We start from the raw sequence: 10,191 nt of genomic DNA, 5'->3' as shown, positions 1-10,191 counted from the left end.
CATGAACATTCTTGCGCTTGGGCATAAGCGTCTAGCTGTAGGAATCACCTCCGTTTAAGGGAGGTGAGGATGTCAAGGAAAATTCATGTTAGAAATTCAATGCCCCTGTGGACAGGGTAGCTACAGTACATGTTGCCAACCTTTACATCTAGGCCAAGTGCATGCAGAAAGTGCCGCACAATTAATGCGTTCCCGTTATAGCGCATTTGCCGTACATGAGATTGATTATATTGTTCAGACCACCGCGATTGGCCAACAATCAGCCCTTGATGTCAGTGCCATTCGTGAGTGGAGTGAATCCAACCAATGGCTGAAACTGGAAGTGATTCAAGCACAGGAGAAATTAGATAAAACTCATGCGCAGGTGGAGTTTAAAGCATATTACCATGATGGAACACAGGCACAGCTACATCATGAAATTTCACATTTCGTCAAACTGGAGCAGCGTTGGTATTTTCTTGATCCGACCACAGATTTAAAAATCACCATGAAGCAGCCGTGTATTTGTGGTTCTGGGCGAAAATTCAAACAATGTTGCGCGCAATTTTTATAACATTTGAGCAGATTTAGCTTAGAATAACGCGCATCTTAACCCTCAGCGGAAGAAGGGCGATGTTACTGACCATTATTTATATTATCGCAATCACGGCAGAAGCAATGACAGGTGCATTGTCTGCGGGTCGGCGGAGTATGGACTGGTTTGGGGTCACCCTAATTGCTTGCGTCACCGCGCTTGGCGGTGGTTCAGTGCGTGATGTGCTGCTTGGGCACTATCCACTGACGTGGGTCAAACATCCTGAATATCTTATTTTGACTTGCATTGCTGCGTTTGTGACGATTTTAATCGCAAAATGGATGCGTCATCTACGTAATATCTTCCTTATTCTTGATGCTTTAGGCCTGATTGGTTTTACCATTATTGGCTGTCAAATTGCCTTGGAAATGGGGCACGGTTTTGTGGTCTCTGCCGTGGCAGGGGTACTGACGGGAGTATCTGGCGGAATTTTACGCGACATCCTGTGTAACGATGTACCTTTGGTGTTCCGCCGCGAACTGTATGCCAGTATTTCTTTTGTTTCGGTGATTTGTTATTGGGTCTGTTCTGAAATTGGCATGTCATTGGAACTGACTGTTATTGCTACGCTTATTTTTGGTTTTACCTTACGTCTGATTGCGATTTACTTTGGCTTAGAAATGCCTAAATTTATTTATAAAGATGATGATGAACAGTCGGTATCGTCTAAAGATATCTCTTAATTCTTAAAGTGTTTAGCAAAGCGTTATCGACCATCAAGACCAACGCCATGTACGATCTTTTTATACGATGCATTTAAAAACAGCACAGAATCATAAATCCTGTTGGGAAAGCAGTATCCATCCTTTCACCAGTTCAGAGATCTCATTATGGACTTAGTCTCACGTATACAGCGCTTACCTATCGGTAAGTTTCATTACACACTCCTTTGGGTGATTGGCCTCGGCTGGATGTTTGATGCCATGGATACCGGATTAATTTCCTTTATCTTGGCCAAAATGGCCGAAGACTGGGCCATGACGCCGAACGATAAGAGTTGGGTGGTGTCAATTGGTTTTGTGGGGATGGCGATTGGTGCAGTCTGTTCTGGTGGCCTGGCAGATCGCTTTGGCCGTAAAACCGTGTTTGCCATGACTTTGGTCGTTTATAGCTTGGCCACGGCGGCATGTGCCTTTGCACCGAATTTAACGTGGCTGTTGGTATTTCGCTTTATTGTCGGTTTAGGTTTGGGCGGGCAATTGCCTGTAGCCGTGACCTTGGTTAGTGAATATATTCCAGCGCATGTCCGTGGCCGCTTTATTGTCCTTTTAGAAAGTTTTTGGGGCTTGGGTTGGCTGGTTGCTGCGTTGGTGTCACGTTTTATTATTCCAGATTTTGGTTGGCAGGCTGCATTCTTGATTGGTGGGATTCCTGCACTATATGCCATTGTGATTTGGAAAATGGTACCTGAATCCGTACCGTATTTAATTAATCGTGGCCGCGTGGATGAAGCACATGCTTTGGTGAAAAAAATTGAAGCCAAATGTGGTGTGGAAGTACTGGAAATCTTTGAAGTCAAACCTGTGGCTGAAAAACATAACATCAGTTTTTCTCAGCTTTGGTCAGGTGTTTTTGCACGCCGTACTTTGATGCTGTGGCTGATTTGGTTCGGGATTGTGTTTTCTTACTATGGTATCTTCACATGGCTACCAAGTTTATTGGTCAAAGAAGGCTATACCATCGTACAGTCCTTTGAATATGTATTGGTGATGATTTTGGCGCAATTGCCAGGTTATCTTGCGGCGGCATGGTTGGTGGAAAAACTCGGTCGTAAAGCAACTCTGGCTGGTTTTATTGGTATGTGTGCAGTGTCTGCGTACTTCTTTGGTCAATCTGACAGCGTGACCCAAATTGTGATTTGGGGCTGTCTGATGTCCTTCTTCAATTTGGGTGCTTGGGGCGTACTTTACACTTACACCCCAGAGCAATATCCAGCCAATATCCGTGCTTTTGGTTCAGGTTGGGCAGGGGCAATCGGCCGTATCGGTGGCATTGCTGCACCCTTTGCGGTAACCCACATGATGGACATGGAGCATGGCTTTAGTTATGTCTTCATGATGTTTACTGCGGTGTTGATTGCAGTTGCGGTGGTGATTTTGGTGCTCGGTGAGGAAACCAAAGGCAAAACGCTGGAATCGATTGGTCTGTAAGGACTGGTGATTTTTTAGTTGATCGTGGCGAATAAAATGGATATTTTTACGCCATAAGACACAAATTGTCGCAGTGTGTGATTTGAGCCCCTTGTATAGGACGCACCTGCGACATAGCATAAGAACTTAAGAAAGAACGCACACATTAGGATTATAGGTTTTTATGACAAGCCTTGCGCATCATGCGACAGAAAACCGTTCCGTAGCAGAATTTACCGAACAAGCTTATCTCAATTATGCCATGTACGTGATTATGGATCGTGCATTGCCTCATATTAGTGATGGTCTAAAACCCGTTCAGCGTCGTATTGTCTATGCGATGAGCGAGTTGGGGTTAAAACCCACGGGTAAGCCAAAAAAATCTGCACGTACGGTAGGTGATGTACTGGGCAAATACCATCCGCATGGTGACTCTGCCTGTTATGAAGCTATGGTCTTGATGGCACAGCCTTTTAGTTACCGCTATCCTTTTATTGAAGGTCAGGGCAACTGGGGTTCACCGGATGATCCGAAATCTTTCGCAGCGATGCGTTATACCGAAGCCAAATTGTCAGCCTATAGTGATTTATTATTGTCTGAACTGGGTCAAGGCACGTGTGATTGGCAGGATAACTTTGATGGTTCGATGAAAGAGCCGGTCAATTTACCTGCACGTGTACCGAATATTCTATTAAACGGAACTACAGGCATTGCAGTCGGGATGGCAACTGACATTCCGCCACATAACTTGCGCGAAGTGGTCAAAGGCACGATTGCCTTAATCCGTAACCCTAATCTGACCGATGAAAAAGTCGCGGAATATATTCCTGCACCAGACTTACCGACGCGTGCAGAAATTATTACTGCGCCTGAAGAATTACTGAAAATTCAAACTACCGGTCGCGGCAGTTACCGTACTCGTGCGGTTTATAGCATTGAGAAAAATGAAATCGTGATTACGGAATTGCCGTATCAAGTTTCAGGCTCCAAAGTCATTACTCAAATTGCCGATCAGATGCAGGCTAAGAAACTCCCTTTGGTCAGTGACTTGCGCGATGAATCAGATCATAAAAATCCAACCCGTTTGGTGATTGTGCTGCGTTCAAATCGCATTGATGCTGAATCGGTGATGAGCCACTTATTTGCTACGACCGATTTAGAATCCAGCTATCGTGTCAACATGAATATGATTGGTGCAGATGGCCGTCCACAAGTGAAATCGATACGCCGTATTTTATTGGAATGGATCGAAATCCGTAAAAATACGGTGACTCGTCGTTTAACTTACCATTTAAATAAAATTGAAAAACGTCTGCATATCCTTACAGGTTTGATTATTGCTTATCTGAATATTGATGAAGTGATTCGAATTATTCGTGAAGAAGATCAACCGAAACCAGTGTTGATGTCACATTTCAATATTGATGAAATTCAGGCCGAAGCCATTTTAGAACTCAAGTTACGTCATTTGGCTAAGCTTGAAGAAATGGAAATGCGCCGTGAACAGGATGAACTTGAAGCACGCGCTGCGATTATTCGTGAGCAATTGGCCAATCCTGAATCGTTAAAAGCCTTGATCATCAATGAACTCAAAGAAGATGCGAAAAAATTCGGGGATGACCGTCGTTCACCGATTGTAAAACGTGCGGATGCGCAGGCCATTAATGAACAAGATATGTTGCCGGCTGATCCTGTCACTGTAGTGTTATCAGAAGCAGGTTGGATTCGTTCTGCCAAAGGTCATGAGGTGGATGCGGAAAACTTAAGCTTCCGTGCTGGCGATCAATACCTAAGCCATGCCCAAGGCAAGTCGAATCAGCGCGTGTATGTTCTAGATGACTCTGGTCGTAGCTATGCGCTTGGGATTAATACCTTGCCGTCGGCGCGTGGTTTTGGTGAACCGTTAAGTTCAAAACTATCACCAGCCAGCGGTGTCGGCTTTAAACAAGTGTTTATTGCCGAAGATGATACTGAAATCTTGGCCATGAGCAGCAAAGGTTATGGCTTTAAAACCCAAGCGAAAAACTTAGACACCAATGCCAAAGCTGGGAAGGCATTCTTAAGTTTGTCTGAAGGTGCTTCGGTGATGGAGGTATCTGCGATTGAAAGTGCGACGCATCTTGCACTACTCAGTTCAGCAGGACGTTTATTGTTGATTGAATTGGATGAATTACCGGTACTGAATAAAGGTAAAGGTAATAAATTGATACAACTTGAGTCTAAAGATCAAATTGTATCCATGACAACTTTAAATTTAGATGAAATAATTCAAGTGCTTGCAGGTAATCAACAATTAAAGCTCAAAAGGGATGATCTGCAAAAATATGTAGGTAAACGTGCTTCTAAAGGGGTGTTGTTACCACGTGGATATCAGAAAGCAAATAAACTGCTCATTCAAAGATAATACTAGCATCCATGCAACGAAATACGTTATATATGCTGTTATTCGTGAAATGGATGCAATATTGAGCATAAACAAGTTAAATAATGACCGCTTAATATTGAAAAAAACAGTTGAATTATGAAGGATTAAGACAGGAGAATTGGGCGTTATGGAAAAAATTTGGTTAGCTGAATACCAAAAAACAGGGATTCCAGAAACTGTAGAATTACCCGCAGAAAATACGTCATTAATTGATATTTTTGAACGTAACTTTCAAAAGTTTGGCTCTCGTGAAGCCTTTATCTTTATGGATAAAGTCCTGACATTTAGAGAGCTTGACGAAGCAAGTCGTAAATTTGCAACCTATTTACAAAGCCTTGGCCTGGCAAAAGGCTCACGCGTTGCAGTGATGATGCCAAACGTTCTTCAATATCCTGTTGTAGCATTAGGTGTATTCCGTGCCGGTCTAGTATTGGTGAATGTGAATCCACTTTATACTTCACGTGAACTTGAGCATCAATTGAATGACTCAGGTACTGAAGCATTGGTCATCATTGAAAACTTTGCTTCTGTTTATCAAGCGATTATTGGTAAAACACCCGTAAAACACGTGATTGTGGCATCTGTGGGTGACATGCTCGGCGCTTTAAAAGGGACATTGGTGAACTTTGTTTTACGTTCTGTACGTAAGCAAATTCCGGCTTGGAATATCCCGGGTCATATCCGCTTTAATGCTGCAATGTCTAAAGTAAGTGCAAGCAACTACAAACGTCCAAACTTAACTCTAAGTGATACAGCCGTATTGCAATACACGGGCGGTACCACAGGTGTATCTAAAGGTGCAGAACTGACGCATCGTAACCTTGTGGCTAACATGTTGCAGTGTGATGGTATTTTCCAAAGTAAATTTGGTCAGCAAGATGGTCAACCTGATGACCGTATTTTTTGTGCTTTACCGCTTTATCATATCTTTGCATTCATGGTGTGTGCGCTGTATGGCATGTACAAAGGTCAGGCAAACGTTTTGATTCCGAACCCGCGTGATCTTCCTGCGGTGATGAAAGAATTGCGCAAATACCAACCAACGTTCTTCCCAGCAGTGAACACCTTGTTTAATGCATTAGTCAACAATGAAGAGTTTAAACAACTCGACCACAGTAAGCTAAAGATGGCGATGGGTGGTGGTATGGCAGTTCTACCTTCTACTGCTGAAGCATGGAAGAAAGTTACTGGCACGAACATCATCGAAGGCTATGGTTTATCAGAAACTTCACCGGTTGCAACAGCGAACCCACCAGCATCGATGGAATTCAGCGGTACGATTGGTATTCCTTTACCTTTAACTGATGTTGCAATCCTAGATGATGATGGCAATCAAGTTGCACAAGGCGAACAGGGTGAGATCTCGATCCGTGGTCCGCAAGTGATGAAGGGCTATTGGAACCGTCCAGATGAAACAGCTAAAGTGATGACTGCCGATGGTTTCTTCCGTACCGGTGACATCGGTGTGATGGATCCGCGCGGTTATGTGAAAATTGTCGATCGTAAAAAAGATATGATCCTTGTGTCTGGTTTTAACGTTTATCCTTCTGAAATTGAAGAAGTCGTTGCCAAACATCCAAAAGTGCTGGAAGTGGCTGCGATTGGTGTACCAGATGAAAAATCAGGTGAAGTGCCAAAATTGTTTGTGGTGAAAAAAGATCCGTCTTTAACCACTGAGGAAGTATTGGCATTCGCAAAAGAAAACTTAACCGGCTACAAACGCCCACGTTATGTTGAATTTATGGATGAACTACCAAAATCTAATGTAGGTAAAATTCTACGTAAAGATTTACGTAAAACAGCTTAGTTTTAGTTGTAAAAAGAAAGCGCCTTCGGGCGCTTTTTTTATCAATTCAATTTGAAGATACAATATTGATTGTTGAGCTTAGATTTTTGTCCCTTTGCTCATTGACCAACGGTCAAAGTAACGACGGCCGACACCAAAGACCCCTAAGAAAATAAACATAGCACCAAACTGACGACTAAAACCAGACTGATTGAAAGCACCATAGCTTAAAATATTATCAATTAAACAATAGATTGCGATCACAATGACCCAATGCCAGAGAGGGAGCTGTTTAATTGAAACCGCATAAAAGGCAACCCACATCATCACAAAACTAAATACGGTGGACCAGACATTCATATTGGCGCAGATCACACAAAGTAAAAATGCGGTTACCGGAATGACAATTTTTAAGGCTCGATCAACCCGAAGCTGATGTTGCTTCTGCTCGGCAAGTACCTCAAACAATTTGTCTTGATCAGAACTGCTCATAGGGGAGATCCTTTCATCTGTCGATTCAAAAACACTATATTTAACAAAATTTATTCACGAAACACCATGCTATTATAGCCGCTATAAAAAGCTTCCTGAGAAAAAACACATGCAAAGCATCAGTGGGATCATTTATCTCATTTTAGGCGCTTGTTTATTGCCTTATGCTTTTACTTTTATTGCGAAGAAAGCAGCTGGTTTTAAATTGAGTGATAATCAAAATCCACGTGAGGTTTTGGCGCGCTCGACGGGACTGGCAAGTCGTGCCAATGCAGTTCAGCAAAATAGTTTTGAAAGTTTGCCCTTATTTATTGCAGCCATTTTAATGGCGGAATATATGGTGATTCAGCAGCAATTTATTATGACCTTCGGGATTGCTTATCTGGTTCTACGTGTGATTTATGGTATGTGTTACTTGGCCAATTGGGCAACACTGCGTTCCATTATCTGGACACTTTCAATGCTGTGTCCTATTTGCTTATTACTCTTGGTGATTAAGCTCAGCTAATCGGGCTACTGGCTTGATTAAATGATCAGCAGCCAATGTAAAATCACAAAAAATCTGTAAAACCGTTATAATTATGCCGGTTTAAAAAGATTTAACTTTGTTTAAAGAGTGATGCTATGAGCTACAGCAATATCCCAGCAGGTAAAGACGCACCAAACGACATTTATGTCATTATTGAAATTCCTGCAAACGCAGCACCAATCAAATACGAAATTGATAAAGATTCAGATGCACTATTTGTAGACCGTTTCATGGGTACTGCAATGTTCTACCCAGCAAACTATGGTTATGTACCAAATACATTATCATTGGATGGTGACCCACTTGACGTACTTGTGGTCACTCCACATCCAGTTGAGCCAGGTTCAGTAATTCGTTGCCGCCCTGTTGGTAAATTAAACATGGAAGATGACGGTGGTGTAGACGCAAAATTGGTTGCAGTTCCACACGACAAATTGACGCCAATTTATAAAGATATTCAAGAATATACTGATCTTCCACCGCTGTTGATCAACCAAATTGAACATTTCTTCCAACACTACAAAGACTTAGAGCCTGGAAAATGGGTAAAACTAAGTGGTTGGGAGGGTGCTGATGTTGCGAAACAAGAAGTGCTTAGCTCAATTGCGGCTTATCAAGAAGCAAACAAATAATTTTGTTTGAAAGTAGGCTGAAGCTTTTGCTTTAAAGCCTCAGTTCATAAAAAAACCTGCACAGTGTGCAGGTTTTTTTTCGCTATCTTAGAATAGCTGTGGAATTAAAATAATTTCACAGGAATATCTAACCAGATACGCCATTCGTTGGTAGAGCCGATACCTTCACTGTTATTTACAGTTTGATTATTGTAAGAGCTACTTGCACGTAAGTACGAATGACGTAAGCGTAAGCTAGTGTCTTTCATTGGACCAGACTGAACAGTGTATTTAATTTGGTTAAAGAACTCATGCTCTTCAGCTTGATCAATAATTTGAGTTCGGTTATTACGTTCTGCAACATCGATATCCCAACCGTAAACAAAGGCTGTGGTCCAGTTTAAACCAGCTAAACCATGATTTTTAAAGTTGTAGTTGTACTGTAAACCTACAGATTTTTCATCATTACCATTGAAATCAGACAAATAGGAGTTAGGTACATAAATACTTTGTAAACCGTCAGCATTATATGCATAGTCATAACCCGTATTACCTGCATTATCTTGATAAGATAACATTACATTATGAACATCTTTATTATAAGTTGCTGAAACACCCCAAATAGTATTTTTACGATCTGAAAGGTTATCAGTAGTATGAGATCCAGTTGCTGCGTCTGCTTCCCATTCAGTATTGTAGCCAACAGCATCTAAAGTTACATTTGCATCGTTTGCTACAGCGAAATTATAATTCACATTAGCATAGTGACGTTCTAATTTATCTTCTACATCTACACCATAGTATGAAGCATTTACTTGATCATTGAATTTGTATTTCGCACCCCAGAAGATGGCACTATCAAGACCTTGACCATCTGAGTTAATATCGTTTGACCATTGGTTTTTAGTAAATTTACCGCCAACTAAAGTTAAATCTTTAATTTCGTTACTTTCAACATAGAGACCTGTGTAGTATTCAGGAACTAGACGTGCTGTGTTGCTTGCAAGAACTGGAAGCTCTGATACTTGAGTACCGTAAGTTGCTGTTGTGTTTGAAACACGTGCTTTGACATACGCACCACCACGCGCCCAATGATCATATGCAGAACCATCGTTGTGGGTTGGAATCATTTGATTGCCAGTATGTTTATTTTCACCTAGTTTGAAAGATGCATCACCAATAATACCAGCACCAAAACCCACTACACCTTTGGTAAAACCAGAATCAAGTTTAAACATTGCAGCTTGTGCTGCAGAGCTAGAGTCTGATAAACCATCTTTCTTATCACGATGTAAAAAGCCGGTACGGAACAGTACAGAACCTTCGGCATCTTCCACAAAGCCTTGCGCTTCACTTTGTTCGCTAGCAAAAGCAGTAGAAATAAGTGCAGCGTTTACTAAGACTGCAAGTGTCAGTTGTTGAGCTTTAAGCATTGGGAGAGAGCCTCATGCAAAATTAGGTAAATATGTAGTGCAATTGTATATTTTTTCTTAAAAAAAATATCAATTTTAATGGGCTTATTACACTAAAGTTATGGCCATTTTTGATCAACGGTATGTGAATGGTGGTTTTATCACTTGGAGCGTAAAACCTCGTGGTTCAGCACGAGGATATAAGCGACTGGCGTAAGCCATACGACATGGAA

The 10,191-nt window shown here is 41.7% G+C and carries 9 protein-coding genes; 7 read left to right on the top strand and 2 right to left on the bottom strand.

Features of this window, described 5'->3' with window-relative positions:
• Window positions 1–85: 85 nt before the first annotated feature.
• From ACN6OV_RS11150 to ACN6OV_RS11130, 5 genes are all read left to right on the top strand, one after another.
• On the top strand, window positions 86–553 hold the full coding sequence (locus tag ACN6OV_RS11150) for a YchJ family protein (RefSeq protein ID WP_427952960.1): 468 nt from the start codon (window positions 86–88) through the stop codon (window positions 551–553).
• A 59-nt stretch (window positions 554–612) separates the two neighbouring features.
• Complete coding sequence (locus tag ACN6OV_RS11145; protein WP_427952958.1) at window positions 613–1,257, top strand: trimeric intracellular cation channel family protein; 645 nt, start codon at window positions 613–615, stop codon at window positions 1,255–1,257.
• A 147-nt stretch (window positions 1,258–1,404) separates the two neighbouring features.
• Window positions 1,405–2,724 (top strand): niacin transporter NiaP, encoded by a 1,320-nt coding sequence (gene niaP, locus ACN6OV_RS11140; protein WP_427952956.1) that lies wholly within the window; start codon window positions 1,405–1,407, stop codon window positions 2,722–2,724.
• A gap of 163 nt (window positions 2,725–2,887) precedes the next feature.
• Window positions 2,888–5,107, top strand: coding sequence for a DNA topoisomerase IV subunit A (parC, locus tag ACN6OV_RS11135; RefSeq protein WP_427952954.1), 2,220 nt, complete (start codon window positions 2,888–2,890; stop codon window positions 5,105–5,107).
• A 148-nt stretch (window positions 5,108–5,255) separates the two neighbouring features.
• Window positions 5,256–6,935 carry a long-chain-fatty-acid--CoA ligase gene (locus ACN6OV_RS11130; RefSeq protein ID WP_427952952.1) on the top strand — a complete coding sequence of 560 codons (1,680 nt, stop codon included), beginning with the start codon at window positions 5,256–5,258 and terminating at the stop codon, window positions 6,933–6,935.
• A 78-nt stretch (window positions 6,936–7,013) separates the two neighbouring features.
• Here ACN6OV_RS11130 and ACN6OV_RS11125 read toward each other — a convergent pair whose 3' ends face one another.
• Complete coding sequence (locus ACN6OV_RS11125) at window positions 7,014–7,406, bottom strand: hypothetical protein (RefSeq protein ID WP_427952950.1); 393 nt, start codon at window positions 7,404–7,406, stop codon at window positions 7,014–7,016.
• 109 nt (window positions 7,407–7,515) lie between these two features.
• Here ACN6OV_RS11125 and ACN6OV_RS11120 point away from each other — a divergent pair, with 109 nt between their 5' ends.
• Together ACN6OV_RS11120 and ppa are read left to right on the top strand one after the other, a co-directional pair.
• On the top strand, window positions 7,516–7,914 hold the full coding sequence (locus tag ACN6OV_RS11120) for an MAPEG family protein (RefSeq protein WP_427952948.1): 399 nt from the start codon (window positions 7,516–7,518) through the stop codon (window positions 7,912–7,914).
• A 116-nt stretch (window positions 7,915–8,030) separates the two neighbouring features.
• The gene (gene ppa / locus ACN6OV_RS11115) at window positions 8,031–8,567 is read left to right on the top strand and encodes an inorganic diphosphatase (RefSeq protein WP_427952946.1); all 537 of its coding nucleotides are present in this window, start codon (window positions 8,031–8,033) and stop codon (window positions 8,565–8,567) included.
• 104 nt (window positions 8,568–8,671) lie between these two features.
• Here ppa and ACN6OV_RS11110 read toward each other — a convergent pair whose 3' ends face one another.
• On the bottom strand, window positions 8,672–9,979 hold the full coding sequence (locus ACN6OV_RS11110) for an OprD family outer membrane porin (RefSeq protein WP_427952944.1): 1,308 nt from the start codon (window positions 9,977–9,979) through the stop codon (window positions 8,672–8,674).
• Window positions 9,980–10,191 lie beyond the last annotated feature (212 nt).

This window comes from Acinetobacter sp., from assembly GCF_050285345.1.
Classification (GTDB): domain Bacteria; phylum Pseudomonadota; class Gammaproteobacteria; order Pseudomonadales; family Moraxellaceae; genus Acinetobacter.
Note: the sequence above shows the minus strand (reverse complement) of the source record. Positions and strands in the feature narration are given on the sequence as shown.